Annotated in this window: 21 protein-coding genes; 9 read left to right on the plus strand and 12 right to left on the minus strand. The window is 70.4% G+C overall.

The genetic code is table 11. The annotated features are described in order from the left end of the window. Positions 1–153: 153 nt before the first annotated feature. The 6 genes from ACQG07_RS16290 to ACQG07_RS16315 all read left to right on the plus strand — a co-directional run bounded on the left by ACQG07_RS16290 (position 154) and on the right by ACQG07_RS16315 (position 7,696). Complete coding sequence (locus ACQG07_RS16290; protein WP_426738825.1) at positions 154–2,193, plus strand: bifunctional aldolase/short-chain dehydrogenase; 2,040 nt, start codon at positions 154–156, stop codon at positions 2,191–2,193. Then, on the plus strand, positions 2,190–3,653 hold the full coding sequence (locus ACQG07_RS16295; protein WP_426738826.1) for a rhamnulokinase: 1,464 nt from the start codon (positions 2,190–2,192) through the stop codon (positions 3,651–3,653). The genes ACQG07_RS16290 and ACQG07_RS16295 overlap by 4 nt, the downstream gene beginning before the upstream one ends. A gap of 9 nt (positions 3,654–3,662) precedes the next feature. Further along, on the plus strand, positions 3,663–4,595 hold the full coding sequence (locus ACQG07_RS16300) for a 2-hydroxyacid dehydrogenase (RefSeq protein ID WP_124767626.1): 933 nt from the start codon (positions 3,663–3,665) through the stop codon (positions 4,593–4,595). Positions 4,596–4,716: 121 nt separating this feature from the next. Continuing rightward, positions 4,717–5,553: a FadR/GntR family transcriptional regulator gene (locus ACQG07_RS16305; protein ID WP_192006351.1), complete on the plus strand. Its 837-nt coding sequence runs from the start codon at positions 4,717–4,719 to the stop codon at positions 5,551–5,553. Continuing rightward, positions 5,546–6,886 carry an alpha-hydroxy acid oxidase gene (locus ACQG07_RS16310; protein WP_426738827.1) on the plus strand — a complete coding sequence of 447 codons (1,341 nt, stop codon included), beginning with the start codon at positions 5,546–5,548 and terminating at the stop codon, positions 6,884–6,886. The genes ACQG07_RS16305 and ACQG07_RS16310 overlap by 8 nt, the downstream gene beginning before the upstream one ends. A gap of 141 nt (positions 6,887–7,027) precedes the next feature. After that, on the plus strand, positions 7,028–7,696 hold the full coding sequence (locus ACQG07_RS16315; protein WP_426738828.1) for an NAD(P)-dependent oxidoreductase: 669 nt from the start codon (positions 7,028–7,030) through the stop codon (positions 7,694–7,696). A 31-nt stretch (positions 7,697–7,727) separates the two neighbouring features. Here ACQG07_RS16315 and ACQG07_RS16320 read toward each other — a convergent pair whose 3' ends face one another. From ACQG07_RS16320 to ddaH, 3 genes are all read right to left on the minus strand, one after another. Continuing rightward, positions 7,728–8,486, minus strand: a complete 759-nt coding sequence (locus ACQG07_RS16320) for a polyprenol monophosphomannose synthase (RefSeq protein ID WP_138945531.1) — start codon at positions 8,484–8,486, stop codon at positions 7,728–7,730. A gap of 114 nt (positions 8,487–8,600) precedes the next feature. Then, a complete protein-coding gene (locus ACQG07_RS16325; protein WP_079706387.1) occupies positions 8,601–8,834 on the minus strand; it encodes a hypothetical protein in 234 nt (77 codons plus the stop codon). Positions 8,835–8,965: 131 nt separating this feature from the next. Continuing rightward, the gene (gene ddaH, locus ACQG07_RS16330) at positions 8,966–9,847 is read right to left on the minus strand and encodes a dimethylargininase (RefSeq protein ID WP_338000155.1); all 882 of its coding nucleotides are present in this window, start codon (positions 9,845–9,847) and stop codon (positions 8,966–8,968) included. Positions 9,848–10,009: 162 nt separating this feature from the next. Between ddaH and ACQG07_RS16335 the strand changes: the two genes are divergently transcribed. Next, entirely contained in the window at positions 10,010–10,447 is a 438-nt protein-coding gene (locus tag ACQG07_RS16335) for an Lrp/AsnC family transcriptional regulator (RefSeq protein WP_079706386.1), read from the plus strand. 90 nt (positions 10,448–10,537) lie between these two features. Then, entirely contained in the window at positions 10,538–10,888 is a 351-nt protein-coding gene (locus ACQG07_RS16340) for a GntR family transcriptional regulator (protein ID WP_426738829.1), read from the plus strand. A gap of 10 nt (positions 10,889–10,898) precedes the next feature. Here ACQG07_RS16340 and ACQG07_RS16345 read toward each other — a convergent pair whose 3' ends face one another. Continuing rightward, positions 10,899–14,660 carry a proline dehydrogenase family protein gene (locus tag ACQG07_RS16345; protein ID WP_426738830.1) on the minus strand — a complete coding sequence of 1,254 codons (3,762 nt, stop codon included), beginning with the start codon at positions 14,658–14,660 and terminating at the stop codon, positions 10,899–10,901. Between the two features lie 123 nt (positions 14,661–14,783). Here ACQG07_RS16345 and ACQG07_RS16350 point away from each other — a divergent pair, with 123 nt between their 5' ends. Then, the gene (locus ACQG07_RS16350) at positions 14,784–16,565 is read left to right on the plus strand and encodes a phytoene desaturase family protein (RefSeq protein ID WP_426738831.1); all 1,782 of its coding nucleotides are present in this window, start codon (positions 14,784–14,786) and stop codon (positions 16,563–16,565) included. Between the two features lie 29 nt (positions 16,566–16,594). On the opposite strand, the gene ACQG07_RS16355 is transcribed toward ACQG07_RS16350, so the two are convergent. The 8 genes from ACQG07_RS16355 to ACQG07_RS16390 form a co-directional block, all read right to left on the minus strand. Beyond that, the gene (locus tag ACQG07_RS16355) at positions 16,595–17,590 is read right to left on the minus strand and encodes a DNA-3-methyladenine glycosylase family protein (RefSeq protein ID WP_426738832.1); all 996 of its coding nucleotides are present in this window, start codon (positions 17,588–17,590) and stop codon (positions 16,595–16,597) included. A gap of 88 nt (positions 17,591–17,678) precedes the next feature. Then, on the minus strand, positions 17,679–19,628 hold the full coding sequence (locus tag ACQG07_RS16360) for a hypothetical protein (RefSeq protein WP_426738833.1): 1,950 nt from the start codon (positions 19,626–19,628) through the stop codon (positions 17,679–17,681). Positions 19,629–19,776: 148 nt separating this feature from the next. Next, positions 19,777–20,328: an acyl-CoA thioesterase gene (locus ACQG07_RS16365; RefSeq protein WP_236555286.1), complete on the minus strand. Its 552-nt coding sequence runs from the start codon at positions 20,326–20,328 to the stop codon at positions 19,777–19,779. 124 nt (positions 20,329–20,452) lie between these two features. After that, on the minus strand, positions 20,453–20,887 hold the full coding sequence (locus ACQG07_RS16370; RefSeq protein ID WP_159876197.1) for a hypothetical protein: 435 nt from the start codon (positions 20,885–20,887) through the stop codon (positions 20,453–20,455). Between the two features lie 85 nt (positions 20,888–20,972). Then, on the minus strand, positions 20,973–22,799 hold the full coding sequence (locus ACQG07_RS16375) for a hypothetical protein (RefSeq protein WP_426738834.1): 1,827 nt from the start codon (positions 22,797–22,799) through the stop codon (positions 20,973–20,975). A gap of 68 nt (positions 22,800–22,867) precedes the next feature. After that, entirely contained in the window at positions 22,868–23,992 is a 1,125-nt protein-coding gene (locus ACQG07_RS16380; RefSeq protein WP_426738835.1) for a bifunctional 2-methylcitrate synthase/citrate synthase, read from the minus strand. Between the two features lie 124 nt (positions 23,993–24,116). Beyond that, on the minus strand, positions 24,117–25,016 hold the full coding sequence (gene prpB / locus ACQG07_RS16385) for a methylisocitrate lyase (protein ID WP_426738836.1): 900 nt from the start codon (positions 25,014–25,016) through the stop codon (positions 24,117–24,119). A 31-nt stretch (positions 25,017–25,047) separates the two neighbouring features. Continuing rightward, the gene (locus ACQG07_RS16390; protein ID WP_426738837.1) at positions 25,048–26,571 is read right to left on the minus strand and encodes an MmgE/PrpD family protein; all 1,524 of its coding nucleotides are present in this window, start codon (positions 26,569–26,571) and stop codon (positions 25,048–25,050) included. Positions 26,572–26,657 lie beyond the last annotated feature (86 nt).

Consider the following 26,657-nt stretch of genomic DNA (forward strand, 5'->3'; position numbering starts at 1 on the left):
TCAGGAGTCACCGCGCGCGTCGCTCAGCGCCGACCGCAACGCGCCGAGGTTCTCCTGAGATCGGGACATCCGCCATTGCGACATCTGTGACTTCTTGTCATACTTAACACGATTGAACACCGGGCACGGACGTGCCCCGACGAAGGAGTGCGAATGTCCGTGAACCCAACCGCTGCCGAGCTCATCGCCCGCAGCAACCGCCTCGGGAGCGACCCGAAGAACACCAACTACGCCGGCGGCAACACCTCGGCCAAGGGCACCGAGATCGACCCCGTCACGGGCGAGCCGGTCGAGCTCCTCTGGGTCAAGGGCTCCGGCGGCGACCTCGGCACGCTGAAGCCCGAGGGTCTCGCGGTCCTCCGCATCGACCGCATGCGCGCCCTCCAGGACGTCTACCCCGGCCTCGACCGCGAGGACGAGATGGTCGCCGCCTTCGACTACACCCTGCACGGCAAGGGTGGCGCGGCCCCGTCGATCGACACCGCCATGCACGGCCTCGTCGACGCGGCCCACGTCGACCACCTGCACCCCGACTCCGGCATCGCCATCGCGACCGCCGCCGACGGCCCCGAACTCACCGCGAAGATCTTCGGCGACAAGGTCGTGTGGGTCCCGTGGCGTCGCCCCGGCTTCCAGCTCGGCCTCGACATCGCTGCCATCAAGGCCGACAACCCGCAGGCGATCGGCACCATCCTCGGCGGGCACGGCATCACCGCCTGGGGCGACACCTCCGACGAGGCCGAGGCGAACTCGCTGTGGATCATCGACACCGCGGCCGCCTACATCGAGACGAACTCCCGCCCCGAGCCCTTCGGTCCGCCGCTCGACGGCTACGCAGCCCTGCCCGAGGCCGAGCGTCGTGCGAAGGCGGCGGCCCTCGCGCCCACCATCCGCGGGCTCGCCTCCGCCGACCGCCCCGTCGTCGGCCACTTCACCGACAGCCCCGAGGTCCTCGACTTCCTGGCCTCGGCGGAGCACCCGCGTCTCACCGCACTGGGCACGAGCTGCCCCGACCACTTCCTCCGCACCAAGGTGAAGCCACTCACGGTCGACCTGCCCGCCACGGCGAGCGTCGAGGAGGTCATCGAGCGCCTCGGCACCCTGCACGAGGCCTACCGCGAGGACTACCAGGCCTACTACGACCGCCACGCCACGGCCGACAGCCCGGCGATCCGCGGCGCCGACCCCCTCATCGTCCTCGTCCCCGGCGTCGGCATGTTCAGCTTCGGCAAGGACAAGCAGACCGCCCGCGTCGCCGGCGAGTTCTACGTCAACGCCATCAACGTCATGCGCGGGGCCGAGGGACTCTCCACGTACGCGCCGATCGACGAGGCCGAGAAGTTCGCGATCGAGTACTGGGCACTCGAGGAGGCGAAGCTGCAACGGATGCCGAAGCCGAAGCCGCTCGCGACCCGGATCGCGCTCGTCACCGGTGCCGCATCCGGCATCGGCAAGGCCATCGCCACGCGTCTCGTCGCGGAGGGCGCGGTCGTCGCGATCGCCGACCTCTCGCTGGAGAAGGCGCAGGCGGCGGCGGCCGAGCTCGGCAACACCGACGTCGCCATCGGGATCGCCGCCGACGTCTCGAACAAAGCCGCTGTCCAAGCCGCGATCGACGAGACCGTCATCGCTTTCGGTGGACTCGACCTCGTCGTCAACAACGCGGGCCTCTCGCTGTCGAAGTCGCTCCTCGAGACCACCGAGGCCGATTGGGACCTCCAGCACAACGTCATGGCGAAGGGCTCGTTCCTCGTCTCGAAGGCCGCCGCACGCGTGCTCATCGACCAGAAGCTGGGCGGCGACATCGTCTACATCTCGTCGAAGAACTCCGTGTTCGCGGGCCCGAACAACATCGCCTACTCCGCGACGAAGGCCGACCAGGCCCACCAGGTCCGCCTGCTCGCGGCAGAGCTCGGCGAGTACGGTGTGAAGGTGAACGGCATCAACCCCGACGGCGTCGTCCGCGGCTCCGGCATCTTCGCCTCGGGCTGGGGCGCGAACCGCGCGAAGACGTACGGCATCGACGAGCAGGACCTCGGCAAGTTCTACGCGCAGCGCACCATCCTCAAGCGCGAGGTCGTCCCCGAGAACGTCGCGAACGCGGTCTTCGCGATCTGCACGAGCGACTTCAGCCACACGACCGGACTGCACATCCCCGTCGACGCGGGCGTGGCCGCAGCCTTCCTGCGATGAGTGCGGCAGGCCGGAGCGGCACCGTCGCGGCGGTCGACCTCGGGGCCACGAGCGGGCGGGTCATGCTCGGCCACGTCGGCCCCGGCGAGCTGCGCCTCGTGCCGGTCGCCCGGTTCCCGAACACGCCCGTCCGCACGCCGGACGGCCTGCACTGGAACATCCTCGAGCTGTACCGCTCGATCATCGCGGGGCTGTCGGGCGCAGCGAAGCAGGAGCCACACCTCGCGAGCATCGGCATCGACTCGTGGGCGGTCGACTACGGCCTCCTCCGGCAGGGGCGCCTCCTCGGCGCACCGTTCCACTACCGCGACGAACGGACGGCGGCAGGCGTCGAGGCGGTCCACGGAACGGTCCCCTTCGCCGACCTCTACCGCGTGAACGGCCTGCAGTTCCTGCCGTTCAACACCGTCTACCAGCTCGCGACCGAGCGCGACGCCGGCATGCTCGACGTCGCCGACACCGCGCTCCTGGTGCCCGACCTCATCGCGCACTGGCTGACCGGTGCCCGCGTCGCCGAGGCCACCAACGCGTCGACCACCGGCCTCGTCCGCGCCGGCGAACCGACCAGGTGGGACGCCGGACTCCTCACCCGACTCGGCATCCCGGCGGCCGTCCTCCCGCCCATCGTCCAGCCGGGCGATCGCATCGGGACGCTCCTCGAAGCGGTCGCCGCCGAGGTCGGCCTGCCCTCGTCCACACCCGTCACCGCCATCGGTTCACACGACACGGCCTCAGCGGTCGTCGCCGTCCCGATGACGACCCCGGACGCCGCCTACATCTCGTGCGGCACCTGGGGACTCGTCGGCGTCGAGCTCGAACGCCCGGTCCTCACCGAGGCGGGTCGAGCGGCGAACTTCACGAACGAGGGCGGCGTCGACGGACGCACCCGCTTCCTGCACAACGTGATGGGACTCTGGCTCCTGAGCGAATCGGTGCGCACCTGGGAGCGCGGTGGCGAGACGATCGACCTGCCCGGGCTCATCGCCCAGGCCGCCGCGGTCGACGCACCCGTCTCGGTGTTCGATGCGAACGACCCCCGGTTCCTCGCCCCCGGCGACCTGCCGGCGCGCATCGCCGAGTTCCTCATCGAGTACGGGCGGGCGGTCCCGCAGTCCCGTGCCGAGTTCGTCCGGTGCATCATCGAGAGCCTGGCGCAGGCGTTCGCGGATGCGGTCCACACGGCCTCCGAGCTGTCCGGGGTCCAGGTGCGCGCGATCCACGTCGTCGGCGGCGGATCGCAGAACACGCTCCTGTGCCAGCTGACGGCCGACCGAGCGGGGATCCCCGTCATCGCCGGCCCGGTCGAAGCGACGGCGTTGGGGAACGTCCTCGTCCAGGCCAGGGCGGTGGGGATCATCGACGGCGACCTCGAGACCCTGCGCGCCCTCGTCGCCCGTTCCTTCGAGCCGACCCACTACGAGCCGCGCAAGCCTGCCGGCTCCACGTCCGTCAGCCGGTAGCGTCGCAGCATGACCGCTTCTCCACTCATCGTCAGCCTGCCCGCCGACCTGCGCGAGGAGGTGCTGTCGCAAGGCCCCCTCCCCGAGGGCGTCGAGTTCGTCGAATGGGATCTGCGCACCGAACCGCCGGTCGAGCACATCGACCTCGTCGTGCCCGTCTACCTCGGCTCGAACAAGCCGCTCGCGAACGTCGCCGCGGTGACGCCGAAGCTCGTCCAGGTGCAGTCGATCGGCTACGACGGCCTCGCGGACCTCCTCCCGGCCGGCATCACCCTCGCCAACGCGGCGACCGTGCACGAGGCCTCGACCGCGGAGCTCACGGTGGGACTCATCCTCGCCTCGCAGCGGGGCATCCCAGACTTCGTGCGCGCCGAGCGGACGGGCGAGTGGCTGCAGAGCCAGCGCCCGAGCCTCGCCGACCGCCGCGTGCTCCTCATCGGGTACGGCGGGGTCGGTGCGGCCATCGAGGAGCGGCTGCTCCCGTTCGAGGTCGAGGTCACCCGGGTCGCGTCGAGCGCGCGGGAGGACGAGCGGGGGCCGATCCACGGTATCGACGAACTGCCCGGACTCCTGCCGCACGCTGAGATCGTCATCGTCGTCGTCCCGCTCACCGACGGCACCCGCGGCTTGATCGGAGACGACTTCCTGGCGGCTCTGCCCGACGACGCCCTCGTCGTGAACGTCGCCCGCGGCCCGGTCGCCGACACCGACGCACTCGTGGAGCACGCGACGAGCGGTCGCATCCGACTCGCGCTCGACGTGACCGACCCTGAACCGCTGCCCGCCGACCACCCGCTCTGGTCTTTGCCGAACGTGCTCGTCTCCCCGCACATCGGGGGCGCGACGAGCGCCATGCTGCCGCGGATGGCGCGTCTCCTGCGTCGACAGATCGAACACCTGTTGGCCGACGAGGAGCCGGAGAACATCGTCCTCCGCACCTGAGACGGGCGTCGACGTCCGTCGATGTCCCAGCGCAGAAAAATCTGTGGTTGGGGCTCGCGTTGAATCGGTTCAAGAGGTAGGGTTTGTGGTCTGACCACACCGCAGTGTCGAAGGAGGATCGATGAACGCACCAGCGACGGCCGCGCCGGCAGCGGCCACGGCGACGCAGCCCGCCACCGCAGCGGCGGAGCCCAGGGCCTGGGAGGTCGTGCTCGCCCGCATCGAGTCGGACCTCCTCAGCGGTGTCCTCACCCCCGGCGACCGCCTGCCCGGCGAACGTCAGCTCGCGATCGACCTCGGCGTCGGTCGGTCCAGTGTCCGCGAGGCGATCCGCGTCCTCGAGGTCCTGGGGCTCATCCGCACCCACACGGGATCCGGCCCCACCGCCGGCGCGATCATCGTCGCCACGCCGTCCGGTGGCATGGCCACCCTCATGCGGCTCCAGGTCGCCGCGCAGGGCTTCGCCGTCCAGGACGTGGTCGACACCAGGCTCGTGATCGAGACCGCGGTCGTCCACAGTCTGGCGTCGCGTGCCGAAGCGGCCGTCCCCGATCTCACGCACCCCGAGTCCCTGCTCGACGCGATGGACCAGCCCACCCTCACGGAGGCCGAGTTCCTCGCCCTCGACGCGCAGTTCCACCTGTCGCTCGCCGAGGCGGAGGGCAACCAGGTCCTCGTCGCCACGATGTCGGGCCTCCGCGACTCCATCGAGCGCTACGTCCTGGCCGGTGTCCCACAACTGGCGTCGTGGTCAGCCACCGCCGACCGCCTGCGCGCCGAGCACCGGGGCATCGTGGAGGCGATCCGCCACGCCGACGCCGAGCTGGCCCGCCAGTCCGTCCGCTCCCACATCACCAACTACTACCAGGCTCGCGAACTGTCAGAAGACGACAGTCCGCACCCCTCGACACCCACCTCAAGCGACAGTTCGCGGAAAGAAGAGACAGACCATGGTTGAACGCCGCATCCCCAAGCCCCACGACCTCCTGCCGCTCATGCAGTTCAAGAAGCCGGAGTTCAACGCCCGTCGGCGACGCCTGGCGGCCGCCACCACCATCAGCGACCTGCGCACGATCGCCAAAAAGGTCACGCCGACGGCGCCCTTCGACTACACCGACGGCGCCGCCGAGGGCGAGATCTCGCTGGCCCGGGCACGCCAGGCGTTCCAGGACATCGAGTTCCACCCGGCCGTCCTGAAGAACGTCGCGAACGTCGACACCGGCTGGGACGTCCTCGGCGAGCGCGTCGCGTTCCCCTTCGGCATCGCTCCCACCGGCTTCACCCGCATGATGCAGACCGAGGGCGAGCGCGCGGGAGCCTCCGCCGCAGCGGCCGCGGGCATCCCCTTCACCCTGTCGACCATGGGCACGACCTCGATCGAGGACGTCAAGGCGGCGGCACCCGGTGGCCGCAACTGGTTCCAGCTCTACATGTGGAGCGAGCGCGAGCGGTCGATGGCGCTCGTCGACCGCGCGGCAGCAGCCGGCTACGACACCCTCGTCGTGACGGTCGACACCCCCGTCGGCGGCGCCCGCCTGCGCGACGTCCGCAACGGCATGACGATCCCGCCATCGCTCACCCCGAAGACCATCGTGGACGCGCTCCCCCGCCCGGCATGGTGGATCAACTTCCTCACCACGGAGCCGTTGGCCTTCGCGAGCCTCGACCGCTGGTCGGGAACCGTCGCGGCGCTCATCGACACGATGTTCGACCCGACCGTCGGTCCTGACGAGGTCAAGTACATCCGCGAGCAGTGGAAGGGCAAGCTCATCGTCAAGGGCGTCCAGTCGGTCGCCGATGCGAAGCTCGCCGTCGACCTCGGTGCGGACGCCGTCCAGCTCTCCAACCACGGCGGCCGCCAGCTCGACCGCGCGCCGATCCCGTTCCACCTCCTGCCGAGCGTCGTGCGCGAGGTGGGCAAGGACGCCGAGGTGCACCTCGACACCGGCATCATGAACGGCGCCGACATCGTGGCGTCCGTCGCGCTCGGTGCGCGCTTCACCTTCATCGGCCGCGCGTACCTCTACGGGCTCATGGCCGGCGGGCGCGAGGGCGTCGACCGCGCGATCCAGATCCTCTCGGGCGAGATCGTGCGCACGATGAAGCTGCTGGGTGTCGCGTCGCTCGAGGAGCTGCAGCCGCACCACGTGACCCAGCTGTCGCGGTACACGACGCTGCAGCCGATGCCGGAGCAGTCGTCACTGAGCGCCGGCCGGCCGGCCACCGCGAAGCCCGCGGCACCGACCGCTCGGAAGGCTCCGGCCCGGAAGCCGGCGGCCGCGAAGGCCTGACCTCCCGACCGAACGCGGTCACCGCCGCACTCCACGGGTTGTCCCCGATGTCCTCTATCGCTCCTTCGGGAACGATGGAACCGTCCCGACGGTCGCAGCACTTGCGCCGTCGGGCCGGTGTTCGACGATCTGGAGGCGACGGTGGCACAGCTCCTCGTGATCGGTGGGAGCGGCCGCACCGGGCGACTCATCATCAGCGAGGCTCTCCGCAGCGGCCACTCGGTCACCGCGCTCGTCCGAGACCCCGCCGCCGTCGTCCCCGGCGACCGCCTGACGGTCGTCCAGGGGTCTCCCCTGCGGAGCGAGGACGTCGAAGAGGCCATGCGTGGCGTGCAGGCCGTGATCATCGCCCTCAGCAACATCGGTTCGTCCGACTGGCCGTGGGCACGCCAGGTCAGCCCTCCCGACCTCATCTCGAACGCCGTCCGGGTCGCGACGGATGCGATGCGCTCGCGTGGCCTCCGTCGAATCGTCCTCCTCTCCGCGCTCGGTGCCGGCGAGTCGGTCCGAAGCGTCCCCGCCGGCCTGCGGTGGGCGACGCACTTCCTCCGACTCGGCACCGTCTACGCCGATCACGAGCAGGCGGACGCGTTCCTCCGCCGCTCGGAGCTCGACTGGACCATCGTGCACCCGACCGTGCTCTCCGCCAGCGACGCCCGACGCCCGGTCGTGTCGTCACCGCCGGGAAGCTGGCCGAGCTCGCTCCGGATCCCTCGCTGCGACGTCGCCGCGTTCCTCGTCGACGCGGTCGACGACGAGGACCTCATCGGCTCGACTCCGGTCATCTCCTCGGGGCCGCGCCGCAGCTGATGGGGCGCCCGCCGACGGGCGCCGCCTCGAATCAGGAGCCGGCGGCCGCCCGTGACGCTGCAGGACGACGCCCGATGATGCGGTCCGTCAGTTCGCAGACGCCCCACCAGGTGACGCGGAGCATGGCTTCGACGACGATGCCGCTCGTCATCTTGGAGGCCCCGAGCGTCCGCTCGGTGAAGGTGATCGGCACTTCGACGATCCGCAGACCGGCGCGGTTCGCGTGCCAGAGCATGTCGACCTGGAAGCCGTAGCCGTGGCTGTGGACCTCGTCGAGCTGCAGTCGCCGCAGTGCGTCAGCGCTGAACACACGGTAGCCGCCGGTCACGTCGCGGGCGGGGAGCCGGAGCGCGAACCGGGCGTAGGCACTGCCGACCCGCGAGATGGCCTCGCGATGCTTGGGCCAGTTGACGACGGTGCCGCCCGGGACCCAGCGCGACCCGAGGACGACGTCCGCCTCCGCGGTGGCCGCGAGGAGCGCCGGCAACTGCTCGGGGGCATGGGATCCGTCGGCGTCCATCTCGACCACGTTGCCGAATCCGCGCCCGAGTGCCCAGGCGAAGCCGGCCTTGTAGGCGGCGCCGAGCCCTTCCTTGCCGGTGCGATGCAACACGTGCACCGCGTCGTCCTCGGCGGCGAGCCGGTCGGCGATCGCTCCGGTGCCGTCGGGTGAGTTGTCGTCGACCACGAGCACCTCGACGGATGGTGCGGCGACACGGACGCGCGCGACGATCCTCTCCAGGTTCTCGCGTTCGTTGTAGGTGGGAATAATGACCACCGTGGAATCCATGTGCCGTCCTCGTGTCTGCTCAGCCAGCGTAGCGCGCTGAACAGGACCGTATCGGCGGCCTCCGACCGGACGGCCGGACGCTCAGGAAACGGTCGGCGAACGTCCGGCTGGGGGTCAGTTGTTGCTGGCGAAGTGCGCCGGGATGAAGATGGCGAGCGCGATCATGAGGATGCCACCCATGAACCAGACGGCCTGCAGGACGTCCGTGCGGAACGCCTCGCCGAACGCCCACATGCCGCCGGCGAACAGGGCGAAGGCGATCACGACCCAGAACCCCGTCGCATCGCTCAGGGTGCCGGAGCGCCCTGCGTTGGCGCGTTCGTGGTCACGTCGTTCTCCGGCGTCCATGGGTGCCCTTCCTCAGTTTCAAGCGGTCAGTGCAGGTATACGCCGCCCCACTGGCACCCGCAACCCCTCGACACCGGCCCCGGTGCCTGAGCCCGCACCGCTCCGATCCGGTCCCTGAGCTTGTCGAAGGGCTACCCGCGCAGCTCCAGCGTGCAGCACTTCACGCCGCCACCGCCGAGGAGCAGCTCGGACAGGTCGACGCCGATCGGCCTGTAGCCGCGCTCGCCCAGTTGACGCTCGAACCCGACGGCGCGGGCGGCGATGACGACCTCGCGACCGTTCGAGATCGAGTTGAGGCCGAGGACGGCTGCGTCCTCGGTGCTCACGTGGATCGCGTCGGGGTAGCGCTGCTCGAGGATGCGGTTGCTCGCCTCGTCGAACGCGGTCGGCAGGTAGGCGATGTTCGCGGGTGAGCCGTCGGCGGGAGCCACCGGGTCGAGCACGGCGATCGCGGTGTCGAGGTGGTAGAAACTCGGGTTCACGAGGTTCAGGGTCACGACCTCGCGGTCGAAGATCCGACGCACCTCGTCGTGGCTGCGGGGATCGGTGCGGAACCCGGTCCCGGCGAGGATGGTGTCGCCGACGAGCATGATGTCGCCCTCACCCTCGTTCACGAACTCGGGGCGCTCGACGCGGAACCCGTTCGCCTCGAACCAGTCCATGTAGGCCGGCCCCTCGGGGATGCGCTCCTCGTAGGTGAACTTCGCCCCGTAGGCGATGCCGTCGAGGGTGAAGCCGCCGTTCGCCGCGAACACCATGTCCGGCAGGCCGTCGAGCGGGTCGATGAGGTCGATCCGGTGGCCGAGATCGAGGTAGGCCTGGTGCAGCTGTTCCCACTGCGACACCGCGAGCGAGGTGTCGGTCGGGTCATCCGGGTTCATCCAGGGGTTGATCCGGTAGCTGACGGTGAAGCGGTCCGGCCGGCACATGAGGTACCGACGCCGGTTCGCGACGCGGGTGCCGGTCGCGGCGTCCTGCGTGGTGGGGGTGGGGTGGTTGAGCGTCGACGACACGTCGGCCTCCAAACGAGCGAGGGTCGGCGGACGAGGTCCAGGGGCCCGGGGGCACGCCACGTTCATCATCGCATGCGATTCGCAGCGTTTTCACGGAGTTTGGCGCAGGAATGCTGCGAAGTGGCAGCTTTTCACGCAATGATTGCGCTTACACTGAGTCTCATGGACAACCTCGACCGCGGCATCATCGACCTGCTCCGACAGAACTCACGCGCCGGCTACGGCGACATCGGCACGGTCGTGGGCTTGTCGGCCTCAGCGGTGAAGCGCCGCGTCGACCGCCTCGTCGCCGACGGGGTCATCCAGTCGTTCACGATCCAGGTCGACCCCACGGTCGACGGCATGCAGACAGAAGCCTACGTCGAACTCTTCTGCCGCGGCACCGTGTCCCCCAACGAGCTGCTGCGGATCCTGTCGGGCGTCCCGGAGGTCGTCGACGCCGGCACCGTCACCGGGAGCGCCGACGCCATCGTGCACATGCGGGCCAGGAACATCCCAGCCCTCGAGGACGCCCTGGAGAAGGTGCGGATCGCGCCGAACGTCGACCACACCCGCAGTGCGATCGTCCTCACCCGCCTCATCCACCGCCACATCGACTGACCCCTCCCCCCGGCCCGCGAACTGTCACCAACGCACAGTGCGGCTCGTTTGAAGTCGCCATTCGTGACCGTTCGCGGGCAGGATGGGCGGATGGAGTGGACGATTCAGGCGGGGACCAGTGTGTTCGAGCAGCTGCGGACGCAGGTGATCGAGGCCGTCCGCGACGGACGACTGGCGACCGGGGCGAAGCTCCCGACGGTGCGCGGGCTGGCCGACGAGCTGGGGATCGCGCCGAACACCGTCGCCAAGGCGTACCGGCTGCTCGAGACCGACGGGGTCATCGAGACCCGGGGACGCGCGGGGACGTTCGTGTCAGCGCACGGCGACGCGATCGACCGGCAGGCGCAGCTGGCAGCGGCGGCCTACGCTGACCGCATCCGAGACCTCGGTGTCTCGCCGAAGGACGCCGTGGCGCTCGTGGAGGCCGCGCTCCGCGCCTGAGCCGCCGGGCTCAGATGACGCTCTGGGACCAGGGGTCGGGGTTGCCGAACCGGTGCGCCGTGATCGAGATCGCTTGTTCGCGGAGGAAGGGCAGCAGCTCCACCCGTCCGGCCTGCGTGACCGGTCCCGCCCAGATCGCGATCTCGGGGTCGCCGCCGAGCGCCTCTGCGAGTCGCTTCGCGAGCGGCTCAGGCTCGGAGGCCTCCGTTCCGGGTTCCGCCTCCGCGACCGTCTCGGGACGCGGACCGACGATCCGTACCCGGGTCGCGACCGGCGGCTCCTGGCCCAGCTCGCCCGTGTCGATCGACCCGCGGGCCGCCATCCGGGTCAGCCACTGCTCGTCGGTCTCCAGCGAGACGGGGATGCTCAGCTCGGACAACCAGTCGCGGACCTCGCGCGGCAGCCGCCCACCGAGGCTGACGGTGAACCGCGACCGCGACCGCACCGCGGCGATGAGGACCCGCAGCGCATCGCCCAGGTCGGCCCCCGAGGCGACGCGTACCGCGACCGGAACCGGCCGGTAGCGCAGGAGGTTCCGTTCCACGCCGAGCTGCGAGACGTCTTTCACCTCGCCGAACTCGTTCCCCCACGCGATCGCGTCGCTGAGCGCCGACCGTCGCAGCACGTCGAAGGCCTCGTAGGTGAGCGACGGCTGGGCCGCCTCGATGAGCTTCACGATGCGGGTGTCGAGCCCACGGAGGTGCAGGCTGCGGCTCGCTGATCCCGGATCCGGTCGCCACTCGCCGAGCCCGAACAGGTAGTTGGGGCCGCCGGCCTTCGTGCCGGTCCCGACCGACGAGCGCTTCCACCCGCCGAAGGGCTGGCGCTGCACGATCGCACCGGTGATGCCCCGGTTGACGTACAGGTTGCCCGCCTCGACGGTGTCGAGCCATTCCCCGAGATCGACCGGGTCGAGGGTGTGCAGGCCCGCAGTCAGTCCGTAGGGGGTCGCGTTCTGCAGGGCGATCGCCTCGGTGAGGTTCGCGGCCTGCATAATGCCGAGGACCGGTCCGAAGTACTCGGTCACGTGGAAGGGCGAGCCCGGCTGGACACCGGTGCGCACCCCCGGCGACCAGAGGCGCTCGCTCGGCTGGCCGAAGTTGACCGAGGAGTCGTCGAGCAGTTTCGGCTCGACGAGCCACTTCTCGCCGAGGCGCAGCTCGGTGAGCCCGGCGAGGAGCTTCTCCCCCGCCGGCTCGACGATCGGCCCCATCTGCGTCCGCGCATCGGACGGCCAGCCGACCCGGAGCGAGCGGACGGCGTCCTCGAGCTGTCGCAGGAAGCGGTCGGACCGTGCCACCGAACCGACGAGGATCACGAGCGACGCGGCCGAGCACTTCTGCCCCGCGTGCCCGAAGGCGCTCTTCACGATGTCGGCGACGGCGAGGTCGAGGTCGGCACTGGGCGTGACGATGATCGCGTTCTTCCCGCTCGTCTCCGCCAGCAGCGGCAGGTCGGCACGCCACCCACGGAACAGCTGCGCCGTTTCGAAGGAGCCGGTCAGGATCACCCGGTCGACGGCCGGATGGGACACGAGCCGACGTCCGAGGTCGCCCTCCGCCACATCGGCGAGCACGAGGAGGTCGCGCGGCACCCCGGCGTCCCACAGTGCCTCGACGACCGCGGCTGCGCACCGCTTCGCCTGTGGAGCGGGCTTGATGATCACGCCGCTGCCGGCGGCGAGCGCCGCGAGGACGCCTCCGGCCGGGATGGCGACGGGGAAGTTCCAGGGCGGCGTCACGACCGTGAGCGCGGAGGGGACGAAGCTCGCGCCGTGCACACTCTCGAGCAGGGGCGCGTTGGCCGCGTAGTAGTGCGCGAAGTCGACGGCCTCGCTCACCTCGGGATCGGCCTCGGCGATCGTCTTGCCGGTCTCGCTCGCCATGACCTCGATGAGGTCTGCCCGACGGGAGGCGAGGACCCGAGCTGCAGCGTGCAGGACGGCGGCCCGTTCGGCGGCGGGGCGGGCTCCCCATCGCTCACCGGCGGCGCGGACCATCGTGATCGTGCGTTCGAGGACGCGTGGGTCGTCGATGGCCGCGGCCGCGACCGCTGCGCCACCGAGGGTCGACTGCGGGACGCGCGCCAGGATCGACGCTCCCCACACCCGGTTCGCCGCGAGCGAGGGGTCGGTGTCGGCGGCGTTCTCGAAGCCCGGGGCGCCGTCGACGACACCACCGCGCTCCGAACGGGAGAAGACCGCCGTCTCGACGTACGCCGAGGACGGATCGGCGTGGAAGCGGTCCTCGCCACCGCTCGATCCGCGTTCCAGCCCGAGGACCTGCTGCGTGAGTCCCGCGTCGGGCGCCTGTGCGGGATCGCGGAAGCGGTCGTCCCCGTCGTTGTCAGGCAGCGGTGCCTCCGGGCCCTCCGCGGCGCGGTCCTGCCTCCGGTTGGGGGTGGGCACCTGCCCGGCGGTCTCTCCGAGGGCGTCGACCGACGCGAGGAACCGGCGTCGCTCGCGCGCGAACAGGGTCGGCTTCTCGGCGAGCTCGAACACCGCCGACATGAAGTTCTCCTCGCTGGCGTTCTCCTCCAGACGGCGGACGAGGTAGGAGATCGCGACGTCGAACTCCTTCGGGTTCACGACGGGCGTGTACAGCAGCACCGTCCCGACGTCCCGCTTGATGGCTTCGACCTGACCGGTCGCCATCCCCAGCAGCATCTCGAAGTCCACCCGCTCGCGGACACCGCGGTCGCCCGCGAGGAGCCATGCGTAGGCGATGTCGAAGAGGTTGTGCCCGGCGACCCCGACCCGCACGACGTCCGTGTGCGCCGGCGTGAGCGCCCAGTCGAGCACGCGCTTGTAGTTGGTGTCGGTCTCGCGCTTCGATCCGGTCGTCGCGAGCGGCCAGCCGTGGATCGCCGCGTCGACCCGCTCCATCGCGAGGTTCGCGCCTTTCACCAGCCGCACCTTGATGGGCGCGCCACCGGCGGCCACGCGCTGCTTCGACCAGGCGGTGAGCTGCATCATCGCCTCGAGGGCGTCGGACAGGTAGGCCTGGATGACGATGCCGGCCTGGTACTGCAGCAGCTGCGGCTGGTCGAGGAGTCGGGTGAAGACCGCGATGGTGAGGTCGAGGTCGCGGTACTCCTCCATGTCGAGGTTGATGAAGGTGCCGGTCGCGAGCCCCTCCTCGTAGAGCGGCGTGAGGCGACGGACGATGCGGTCGACGACCTGCTCGAACGACCACATGGAGAGTTGGCTGGCGATCGACGAGACCTTGATGGACACGTAGTCGACGTCGGGGCGCTGCAGGAGCTCGCGGGTGCCGGCGAGCCGCTTGGCCGCCTCACCCTCGCCGAGGACGGCCTCCCCGAGGAGGTTCAGGTTGAGTCGGGAACCGTCGGCGCGCAGCTTCGCGATCGCATTGCCGAGCTCACGAGGACGGCTGTCGACGATGAGGTGCCCGACCATGCCCCGGAGGACGCGGCGTGCGGCGGGGACGACGACCCAGGGCAGGACCGGGCCGACCAGACCGCCCGTGCGGACGGCGGCCTGCTCGTACCAGGGCAGGAACCGCGGCGTCCGACCGGCGAGGGCGGCGAGGGCGTTCCCGGCGACGAGCGGGTCCTCCGGGCGCATGACGCCGTCGACGAACCCGACGGTGAATTCGAGACCGTTGGGATCGCGCAGCACGCCGGCGAGCCGCTCGGCGGCGGGATCGGTCGGAGCTTCCGCCCCTTCGTCGACCCATTTCGACGCGAGGGCGATCGCGCGATCCGCGAGTCCGACCGGTTCGGTGGGACCCTCGTTCGCAACGTTCGCCATGCTGCTCAGCCTATGCTCCGATCCGCCGATCCCAGTTGAGGCTCGCGAGTACACGCCCGGCGGCCCAGCACCCTCCCCCGGTCACTGAGCCTGTCGAAGTGCGCCTGCGAATAGGGTGTGGTCATGCACTCCGTCGAGCAGTACGACGCCGTCATCGTCGGCGGCGGTCACAACGGCCTCACCGCCGCCGCCTACCTCGCACGCGCGGGCAAGCGCGTCCTCCTCCTCGAGCGCCTCGACCATACGGGTGGAGCAGCCGTCTCGGAACGTCCGTTCCCCGGCGTGGAAGCACGTCTGTCCCGGTACTCGTACCTCGTCAGCCTGCTGCCCCAGCAGATCATCGACGACCTCGGGCTCGACGTCCGGCTCGTCCGGCGCCGCTTCTCCTCGTACACGCCCGACCCCGACAACCCGGGCACGGGGCTCCTGATCGACAACCGTGACGACGACGCCACCGTCGCGTCGTTCGCGTCGATCGGGTATCCGGAGGACGCCGCGGGCATCGCCGAACTGCACCGTCGGATCGGTCACCTGGCCTCGGTGCTCTGGCCGACGGTGCTCGAGCCGCTCCGCAGCCGTTCCGATGCGCGTGACGCGGCGATCGCCGCCGCCGCGGACCTCGGGGTGCCGGCCGCGGAGGTCGCGTCGATCTGGTCAGCGGTGTTCGATGAGCCGATCGGCCGTGCCATCGAGGACGCCGCGCGTTCCGACCTCGTCCGCGGTGTCGTCTTCACGGATGCGCTCATCGGCACCTTCGCCCGCGCCGACGACCCGACCTTGCAGCAGAACATCTGCTTCCTCTACCACCTGATCGGCGGCGGGACCGGCGACTGGGACGTCCCGGTCGGCGGCATGGGCGCGGTCACGGACGCGCTGCGCCGCGCGGCCGAGGAGGCCGGCGCCGAGATCCGGACGCTCGCCGAGGTGACGTCCATCCAGCCGGAGCACGGGCTCGTCGCCTACGTGGACCTCGCCGCGGAAGCGGAGCTCGAGGCGACCGAACCGATGGCGACGCTGGACCGGTTCCGGCCTCGTCCCGGGGTCGTCGTCCGCGGCGAGTGGATCCTGTCGGGTGCGGCTCCGGCGGTGCTGGAGCGCCTCCTCGACCCGGCGGCGGAGCAACGGGCGGCCGCGGCCGCGTACGCCGCGTGGTCGGCAGCGCGGGGGACGCCGGTGCAGTGGAGTGATGCCGACGCGATCCTCGGCACGGCGCCAGCGCCGGAGGACGGTGTCCCGCATCCCGAGGGCGCCCAGGTGAAGGTGAACCTGTTGCTGCGGCGGCTCCCCGAGCTCCTCGACCCGGCCGTCGATCCGTCGGCGGCGTTCGGCGGCACCTTCCACATCAACGAGGGCTGGGCGCAGCTGGAGCACGCCTACCTCGAGGCGGAGGCCGGCCGGATCCCCGACCCGCTACCCTGCGAGATCTACTGCCACACGCTGAGCGACCCCAGCATCCTCTCGCCGGAGCTGCAGGCCTCGGGGGCGCAGACGCTCACCGTGTTCGGGCTCCATGTGCCGCATCGGCTCGCGGTCGCTGCGGATGCGATCCCCGGCGGCCACGACGCCTTCCGCGACGCACTGCAGGCCGCGGTACTGCGATCGTTGGACTCGGTGATCGCGGAACCCATCGAGGACCTGCTGCTGCTCGACGCCGAGGGGCGGCCCTGCATCGAGACGCGGACGACGCTCGACCTCGAGCGCTCGCTGGCGATGCCGGGCGGGAACATCTTCCACGGCCCGCTGTCGTGGCCGTTCCTCGAGGACGACGCCCCACGGACGACAGAGCGGTGGGGGGTCGCGACGGCGCACCCGCGCGTCCTGCTCTGCGGCGCCGGGGCCCGACGCGGTGGCGCGGTCAGCGGACTCGGAGGGCACAACGCCGCGATGGCCGTCCTGCACGCCTGACCTGCACGCCGCAGAACGCGTCGCCGCGCTCAGTGGTGGCGGTGGTCCTGGATGGTGATCTTCGGGCCACGACGTGGCTTGTGGATGCCACTCCGGCCGATGAGCCGCAGCACCCGCTGCCGGTGACCAGCCCAAGGAGCGAGCAGCTCGAGCATGCCGTCGTCGTCCACGGGTGAGCCGGTGAGCGTCTGACCCACCGAGGCCGCGAGGTGGTAGTCGCCGACACTCACGGCGTCGGGATCGCCGTGAGCTCGGAGCGTCACCTCGGCGGCCGTCCACACGCCGATGCCCGGCAGGCTCTGGAGGCGCCGCGACGCGTCGTCGGGGTGCTCGTCGAGCGTCCGCTCGATCGCGGAGGCGAGTCGTGATGACCGCACGACCGTCTCCGAGCGCTGCGGCCCGACACCCGCCGTATGCCACTCCCAGCTCGGGATCATCCGCCAGGTCTCGGCGGACGGCGCGACGACCATGCCCTCCGGTGCTGGACCGGGGGCGGCATCGCCATGTCGGCGCACGAGCAACCGCCACGCACGCCACGCTTCGAGTGCGGTCACCTTCTGCTCGAGGATCGACGGCACGAGCATCTCGAACACGAGCCGGTTGCGGCTCAACCGCAGTCCCGGGTTCCGCCGGGACACCTCGGTGAGGAGCGGACTCCGGCTCACGTCGAGTTCCGACCAGTCGTCGTCCCGACCGAGCAGCTCCGGCACTCCGGCGATCATCCACTCGGCGCCCGGACCCCAGGCGGCCGCCTCGACCTCGCCGTCGCGGACCGTCGAGACGTACAGGGTCGCGCCGCCCTGTGGGGTGCGTGCCGTCAGCCAGACCCCGCCAGGCGTGCGGCGGTAGCAGGGGCCGTCGCCTCCCCGGGCGATGAGGCGCAGGGTGCTGTGGACGTCGAGTGGACCGCTCGGGCGGTACACCGTCCGCATCGGTTCCGCCTCGCGCGGCACCGGTCCGGTCGACTGCAGCGCGGCCTCGACGGACGACAGCGATGGAGCGGCGAACGATGTGGAGGCGGGCATGGTGGTCACCCTACGTGGTGACCACCGACATCCGGCGACGCCGACGACGGTCGAGGATCGCGAAGACGCCCCGACCGCCGCCGATCCGCTATCGCACCAGGCGGAAGTCATACCCGGCCTGATCGATGAACGTTCCGTTCACGCGTTGCTCGACGCGTCCGCCCTGGTAGCGGCCCGGGAGGTAGTCCCGACTCCATTCGACGGTCCACGAGCCCGAGGAATCGGCCTTCGTCGTCCCGAGTCGGGTGCCCCAGGCGCCGATGATCTCGATGTCGGCCAGCGGTGTCGCCGTGCCGGTGAACACCGGCCGCGTACCGGTGAGGGTGTCGCCGATCCTCGGCGAGGTCACCCTGAGGACGGATGCGACGGTGAAGTCGTAGACGGAGCGGTGCGTCTCGACACCGCCGACGATCTGTCGGACGGTGCCACCGGCGTACCGGGCGGGGAGCAGCGACTTGTTCCAGGTGATCGTCCAACGCCCACTCGCAGCCACGGCCTCGGTGGTGCCGACGAGATCGCCCCAGGCGCTCCAGATCTCGAGCCTCGCGCCAGGCTGTGCCGTGCCGCTGAACTCGGGCACCGACGAGGAGATGACACCACCGTTCGCGGGCGATTCCAGGACGAGCGGAGCGACGACGGCGCGGGCTGCCACGGTGAAGTCGTACGGCGCACGGGACTGCTCGACACCGTGGATCTCCTGGCGCACGGAGCCGCCGCTGTACCGACCCGGGGTCAGGCTCTTGTTGATCGGTGCCGCCCAACGATGGTCGTCTCCGACCTCGGCTGCAGCGATCTCCGTACCCCAGGCACCGATCACCCGGATGGTCGCGCCCGGCTCTCCACGACCGCTGAACACCGGGTCTGCGGTCTCGACGGTCTCCCCGATGGCGGGCGAGAGCAGGGTGACGTCCTCGACCGGGCCCGGCTCGGGCGCGGGCTCCCGATAGGTGAACCGGAGCGGTGCCGTGGTGCGCTGTTCCCCGAAGACCTGCGTCGCGGTCGCGGTGTACGCGCGCGGCTCGAGCGTCCGGAGTGACTGCTGACTCCAGGCGCCGGTGTCATCCACCTCGACGTCGACCAGTGTCACACCCGTCGCGTCCTCGAGGACGGTCACCCGCGCGCCCGGTTCTCCGAGACCGGAGAACACCGGACGCGGATCGTCCACCGTGGCATCGAGTGCGGGCGTTCGGACCGTCACCGCTGTGACGACGCGGTAGGTCAGCGACCAGTTCGCGGTCGAGTCGTCAGAGCGTTGACGAACCGTGCCGGACTGCGCTCCGGGCGCGAGATCGCGGGTCGGACGGGCAGACCAGGTGCCCGCTGCGGTGACGGTCGCCGTGGCGAGTGGTCCGCCGGACGAATCGAGGACCTCGACGACCGCATCAGGCGTGCCTCGCCCGCTGAACACGGGACGTGGCTCCCGGACGACGGAACCGGGCGTCGGCGCTTCGAGGGTGACCGGGATGGCGACAGGGACGGGATCGAGTCCCTCCGGGGTGACCCGGTCGGCATCCACGACCGAGCCGAAGCCGCCCACGGCCAGCCTGCCGTCGAACTGACGGAGGAAGCCACCTGCTCCGCCGTTCGAGACGAGGCCGTATCCGCTGACACGGTCGTTCGCGAACTCCTCCCAGCCCCATTGCTGCGCGGTCGAGCCGGTGCAGACCGCCGGGTACACGTACTTGTAGGCCTGCGAGGGATCAGGCTGGAGGCACCTCGTGACGCCTCCGACCGTGGTCGTGACCGGACCGGACGCGTCCACCGACGGGAACGTCCAGCGGCCGGATGCGGCGAGCGCCTGGTCGAGCGTGGCGTGCAGCGTCACTCTGGCCGGGTTCAGGACGTCCGTCGAGCCACCGACCGCGAAGAAGGCGTCCGAGCCGGAGGGGAACGCCTGGCCGACGAACCTGCCCTCGACCGAGGACACCGCCGGCGTCGTGTTAAGCGCCGGCCCGGCGGCTCGGGCGGCCGGACCGGTGAGCAGACTCACCGTCATGCCGAGCAGACTCACGAAGGCGATGGGGATGGGGAGTTTCATGGGCGATGGGCGACCTTTCGCAAGGGTGCGCCCGAGACGGCCCGAGGGAGGGCCGTCCGGACGCACCGGCGGAGCGTTCGCGAACGAACGCGGTCAGCCTACAAGTATTCCAGTTGCTTAATCCAGTATGTCGACCGACTCTTCCGGTTCACCAGTCGCTCGGAGCCGACGCCTTCGTGGGCGGCAGGGCGACATCCCTCGCCCACTGCGCCTGCCACGCAGGGAGGTCGGTTGGAGCCGGGCCGGTGAGCTCGATGAGCTCCGAGAGCGCCACCACGCCGCCCGAGCGCTTGAGGAACCGACCTCGCACGAGGGCCTGGGTGTAGATCTCCCCGCCCACGACCACCCGGTGTTCGATGAACACACCCTTGTCGTCATAGCCCGTGACCCGGGTCTCGACGGCGAAACGCTGCCAGGGCTGCAGCGACTTCCGGAAGGTGATGCTCTCGCTCGACACCACCGGGTACCAGCCCAGGTGCTTGAAGCGATCCCAGAGTCCGTTCCGGATCAGGAGGTCGAACCGGCCGAGGTCGAAGATCGACAGGTAGACACCGTTGTTCATGTGGCCGAGGACGTCGAGGTCGGTCGGCAGCACGCGCAACCGGATCCGACCGACGTCCCAGGTCTCGAGGCGCTCGCCTCGGCGGGCTCGACGGCGGGACTGCAGGAACATGGCGATGGTGCGGAAGATGAGGTGCACGGATGTGACCGTATCCCGCCGGCGCGGCGTCGTACACCATGGTTGTCCCGACTCGACAACACCCGGGTCCTGGGACGCCTGGCGACGTGTGGCGTCCGACACACCTGGACCGGATCGCCGACGGTCAGTCAGCGGCGACGCTGTTGCCCTCCCCACTGTCGGTGACCACCGGCGCCGACGAGGTCGCGACCTTGTTGCCGTTGGCTCCCTCGACGAACGTGACGTTGTCGACGGTCGAGACGTTCACGAGGGTGATGGAGCTGTTGAACGAGAGGTTCACGACGGCTCCCGTCACGGTCACGATGCTGTTGGAGGCCTCCACGACGACGTTCTCGCAGTCGCCGTCGACGGTCACGTTCGAGCTGTCGTCGACAATGGTCGCCGTGCCGTCGACGCACTCACCGGTGACGTCGGGGATCGTGTACTCGGAACCGGTGGTGGACTCGGCGGCGACCGTCGGTGACGCGCTCGTCGTCGACGTCGCATCCGCGTCGGTGCATCCGGCGAGGGCGATGACGACGAGGCCCGCGGCGGCGAGGAGGGTGGGTTGCTTGGGCATGGGTGCTCCTTCGGAGGCTCGGTAGGGGGAGGCAGGAGCCGCCGGCCCGGTGCAGTGACGCCGGGCCGGCGGCTCGATGGTCAGCTCACTGGGTGAGGGTGAAGTCGTACCCGGACGAGGCGATGACCTTGCCGGCGACGGTCTCGGTCACGGTGCCGCCGAAGTACCGCGCCGGGAGATAGTCACGCGGCCAGGTGATGGTCCACTCCCCGGTCCGTGGGTCGGCGATCGCGGAGCCGAGGTCGGTGCCCCACGCGCCCGTGATCTGCACCCGCGCCCCCGGGTTCGCCGCACCGGTGAACACCGGCCTGGTGCCGGTGAGGGTGTCGCCGACTCTCGGCGAGGTGACGACGAGTCGGGGCTGGACGATCGTGAAGTCGTACACGAAGGTGTGCGTCGGCACCCCGTCCACGAACTGCTTCACGGTGCCTCCGGCATACCGGCTCGGCAGGAGGCTCTTGTTCCAGGTGATCGACCAAGCACCGCTCGCGTCGACCTGATCGACGACCCCGAGGACATCGCCCCACGCGCCACGGATCTCGACGCGCGACCCCGGTTCGCCGGTCCCACGGAACACTGGGGTCGTCTCAGTGATCGTCTCGCCGCGCCTCGGCGACTCGACCACCAGAGGGGCGATCGGCTCGTCCGGTGCCCGGACGATGTTCGCCGTGAAGTCGGCGATCGTGATGCGGGAGGAACCGTAGGTGACCTTGCCGCCCGTGGCCTCGCCGACGGGAGCGTCGTCGTTCGCCCGCAGCGTGAACCTCAGCGTGGTCGTGCCGACCGGCAAGACACCCCCGATGCCCAACGCGTCGAGCGTGAAGGCCGGGTGGTCGACCGCAGTGATCCGCGTGTACACCGGGTGGTAGACGTCGATACGCTGACCACCGGCATCGGCGTTGAACGTCGCCGCCACCTCCACGGACTGACCGGGGGCGAGCGTCGGCGTGGGGATCGAGGCGCCGGGCGCGAGCGGCGACGGGACCGTGAAGTCGAAACGCACCTGGGCATCCGACCCGGTCCCGCTCTGGGTCGCGGTTCCCGTGTAGCGGCCGGGCTCGAGCTGGATCGACGGAACCGACCAGGACGTGGAGTCCAGGGGGACGTTCGTGCTCGCGAGCAGGGCCTGCGCGTCGGTGCGGATCGAGATGGACGATCCGGGCTGCCCGATACCGCTGAACGTGGGGGTCGGCGTGTCCACCGTGGCGCCGATCGCCGGGGTCCGCAGTTCGAACGGCTCGATCGGGGCCAGCTGCGACTCCACGACGACATCGGTGAGCGCGTCCATCGTGAGCTCGACGAAGGTGTCGTTGTCCGTCCCGCCCAAGGAGTACGGACTCGACACCGGGTACAGGGCGTAGCCGGCCACCCACGTGTTCGAGACGTACCGCCACTCGAAGTCCTGCGACGGGGAACCGGTGCACGTCCGGGCTGCGACGAGCGCGCGGGAGCCGTCGCCGGCGGGCGTCAGGCAGAGCGTCGAGGACGTTCCTGTGCCGGTGATCGGCCCGGCCGCACCGACGGCAGGGAGGGAATACGTCCCCGCGAGCGACGCTGCTCCGCCCACCGAGGACGAGTACAGCCGCTGGACGTTGCGACCCGACTCCGGCGAGGAGAGCCCGACGTACGCCGAGGATCCGCTGGAACGGTTCTGCAGGACGAGCTTGCCGATCACGCGAGACGAGCCGGCAGCGGGGGCCACGGCGTCCGACGCACCGGGGGCATCCCCGGTGCCGAACGCGTCACCGGGTGCGTCGTCGTGCTCCTGCTGGTCCGCGATGGACCCGACGGGCGGAGCAGCGGATGCCGGACCCGGGAGTCCCACCGCGGTGAGCAGGATGGTCGCGGCGGCCAGGGCCGAGAGCGTGGAGCGCCGGAGTGGGGAGCGCGGAGCACGGATCAGAGCAGTCACGAGGACCGAGGCTACTCATCTGGAATATCGCCGTGGGGGCTGTCGCCGAATCTGTGGAGAACTCGTCCTCAGTCGGTCGGCACGTGCCGCTCGTCTGGCCCGACGTACTCGGACAGCGGACGGATGAGCGCGTTCGACGCCAGCTGCTCGGCGATGTGCGCCGTCCACCCGACGATCCGAGCGGCGACGAACAGGGGCGTGAACGTGACCGTGTCGAACCCGATCAGGTTGTACGCCGGGCCCGAGGGGTAGTCCAGGTTCGGCTTGATGTTCTTCCGCGCGACCATGTCCGCTTCGAGCGTCGTGTACAGCTCGAGGATCTCGGGCTTGCCGTAGTGCTCGGCGAGCCGCTCGAGCGCCTTGAGCATCGTCGGCACGCGCGAGTCGCCGTTCTTGTAGACCCGGTGTCCGAAGCCCATGATCTTGCGCTTCTCGGCGAGCGCCGCGTCGAGCCAGGCGCTGGCCTGGTCAGCCGTCCCGATCTCGTCGAAGACGTGCATGACGGCCTCGTTCGCCCCACCGTGCAGGGCGCCCTTGAGCGCGCCGATCGCACCGGTGACCGCCGAGTACAGGTCGCTGAGGGTCGAGGTGATGACCCGGGCGGTGAACGTCGACGCGTTGAAGGAGTGCTCCGCGTAGAGGATCATCGAGACGTCGAACGCCTCGACGACGACCGGATCGGCCTCTTCGCCGAAGGTCATGAAGAGGAAGTTCGCGCTGTAGCCGAGGTCGTCGCGCGGCGGGACGAGCTCGAGGCCGTGGCGGCGGCGCTGGTCGTAGGCGACGATCGCCGGCAGCTTCGCGTACAGGCTCGCGGCCTTCACCGCGTTGGCCTCGGGGGTGTTGGTCTCGGCGGTCGGGTCGTTCGCGCCGATCACGCTGACGGCCGTGCGGAGGGCGTCCATCGGGTGGCTCTCGGTCGGGAGGAGGTCGATGGCCGCCTTGACGTTGTCGTCCAGCGCGCGCTGGCCCCGCTCCGACGCCGTGAACTCCGCGAGTTCGGCGTCCGTGGGCAGTTCACCGTTCCAGAGCAGGTACGCGACCTGCTCGAAGCTGCAGTGCTCGGCGAGTTCCTGGACCGGATACCCGCGGTAGAGCAGGGAGTTCGTCTCCGGGTTCACCTTCGAGACGCTCGTCACGTCGACGACGACGCCGGCGAGACCCTTCTTGATGTCGCTGGTCGCTTCGGTCATGCGTTGCTCCTTTGCGTACTGCCTGCGCGCGTCCTCCGCGCGTCGGTCGAGCTTGGCACCCGGCTCGCCCCTCGACAAGCTCGGGGAGCGGAGACTCAGGCGGTGTTCACCGGTGCGGGGACGCCTACCGGTCGATGGTGAAGTTGAAGACCGAGGTGTCGAAGCGGTTGTAGCCCTCGTAGTCGATCAGTTCGTAGAGGTCGGCACGGTGCTGCATCTCACCGAGCTTGCTCGTGAGCGAGCCCTCGTCGTTCAGCGTGTCGAGCGCGCGACCGGCGGCGCCCATCGCGATGCGGAGGAGCGACACCGGCCAGATGACGAGGTTCACGCCCACATCGGCGAGCTGCTGAGTCGTGAACAGCTCGCTCTTGCCGAACTCCGTCATGTTGGCGAGGATCGGCACGTCGACCGCGTCGCGGACGGCGGCGAACTCCTCGAGCGACCGCATCGCCTCGGGGAAGATCGCGTCGGCTCCGGCGTCGACGAGCTGCTTGGCCCGGTCGATCGCGGCGTCGAGCCCGTCGACGGCGGCGATGTCGGTGCGCGCCATGATGAGCAGGTTCGGGTCTCGCCGGGCGTCCACGGCGGCACGGATCCGGCCGAGCGCAGTGGAGGTGTCGACGACCTGCTTGCCGTCGAGGTGGCCGCAGCGCTTCGGGTTGACCTGGTCCTCGATGTGGAGCCCGGCGAGCCCGGCGTCCTCGATCTCCTGGACGGTGCGTGCGACGTTCATCGGCTCCCCGAAGCCGGTGTCGGCGTCGACGATCGCGGGCAGCTCGGTCATCCGGGCGATCTGCTTGGCGCGACCGGCGACCTCGGTGAGGGTCGTCAGTCCGATGTCGGGCAGCCCGAGGTCGGCGGAGAGCACCGCGCCGGAGATGTAGACGCCGTCGAAGCCCTTCTGTTCGATGAGCCTCGCCGAGAGCGGGTTGAACGCGCCCGGGAAGCGCAGCAGCTCACCGGTGGCGAGTCGCTCGCGGAACAGCCGGCGCTTCTCGGTCGGCGTGGTCTCGCTGTACAGCATCAGCGCAGTCCCTTCTGGAGGTCGGCCGGCATCAGAACAGGCCGGTCGGGTGGGGTGCCGAGGCGAGGACCCCGGAGGCGGCCTGGATGCTCATCTGCTTGACCTCGTCGGCGTCGAGTTCCGGGAGGCGTTCGGCGAGCGCGAGGAAACGCTCGATCTCCTCCGGGTCGAGGACGTCGGCGGCGAGCGTGCGGAACTTGTGGACGTAGTCGGCGCGCGCGAACGGCCGGGCGCCGAGCGGGTGGGCGTCGGCGACGGCGATCTCGTCGACGATGGTCGACCCGTCCGTGAGCGTGATCTCGATGCGCCCGCCGAACGCCTGTTCCGCCGGGTCCAGCGAGTGGTAGCGGCGCGTCCACTCAGCGTCCTCCGCCGTCGAGATCCGGTGCCACAGCTCGACGGTGTCGGCGCGGGTGGCGCGCTCGGGACGGTAGGAGTCGACGTGGTGCCACGCGCCGTCCTGCAGCGCCACCGCGACGATGTAGGGGATGGAGTGGTCGAGCGTCTCGCGCGACGCAGTCGGGTCGTACTTCTGCGGGTCGTTCGCGCCGGAGCCGATGACGTAGTGCGTGTGGTGCGAGGTGTGGAGGACGATGCGGTCCACGGCTCCGGGGGCGAGGACTTCCGGGTGCTCGTGGTGCAGCTTGCGGGCGAGGTCGATCCACGCCTGCGCCTGGTACTCCGCCGAGTGCTCCTTCGTGAAGGAGTCGAGGATCGCGAGCTTCGGCTCACCGGCGCCGGGCAACGGGACGTCGTACGAGGCGTCGGGGCCGTCGAGCAGCCAGGCGACCACGCCGTCCTCGCCCTCGTAGATCGGCGACGGGCTGGTCTCGCCGCGCATCGCCCGGTCGACGGCCTCGACCGCCATCTTGCCGGCGAACGCAGGAGCGTGCGCCTTCCAGGTGGAGATCTCGCCCTTGCGCGACTGGCGGGTGGCCGTCGTGGTGTGGAGTGCCTGGCCGATCGCCTGGTGGATGGTGGCCTGATCGAGGCCGAGCATCGTGCCGATGCCGGCCGCGGCGCTCGGGCCGAGGTGTGCGACGTGGTCGATCTTGTGTCGGTGCAGGCTGATCGCCTTCGCGAGGTCGATCTGGATCTCGTAGCCGGTCGCGATCCCGCGGACGAGGTCGGCGCCCGTGCAGCCGACGTGCTGGGCCACCGCGACGATGGGCGGGATGTTGTCGCCCGGGTGCGAGTACTCGGCGGCGAGGAAGGTGTCGTGGAAGTCGAGCTCGCGCACGGCGACCCCGTTGGCCCAGGCCGCCCATTCCGGGGAGACGCGGCGGGCGAGGTCGGGCCCGAACACGGTGGCACCGTCGCCGCCGGTGCTGACGGGGTGGCTGAGCGCCTGGGCGCGAGCCGAGGAGACGGGCCGGCGCGTGAGCGAGGCGGCTGCGACGGCGGCGTTGTCGATCACGCGGTTGATGATCATGTCGACGACCTCGGGCGTCACCTCCACCGGATCGGTCGCGACGCGGGCGAGCTGCCAGGCGAGCTGTCCTTCGCGGGCGAGGTTCTCGTCACTGCGGTGGACGCGCAAGTGGTGCTGGATCACGGGTGTTCCTTTCGGGTGCGGCCCGTCCGAGTGTGCTGCGGGGCGTCGCGTCCTCCAGCCTACGCCCGCGGGTCCGTGGCGCCGCA

Origin of the sequence: Plantibacter sp. 2H11-2 (genome assembly GCF_050031945.1) — a bacterium.
GTDB lineage: Bacteria > Actinomycetota > Actinomycetes > Actinomycetales > Microbacteriaceae > Plantibacter > Plantibacter auratus.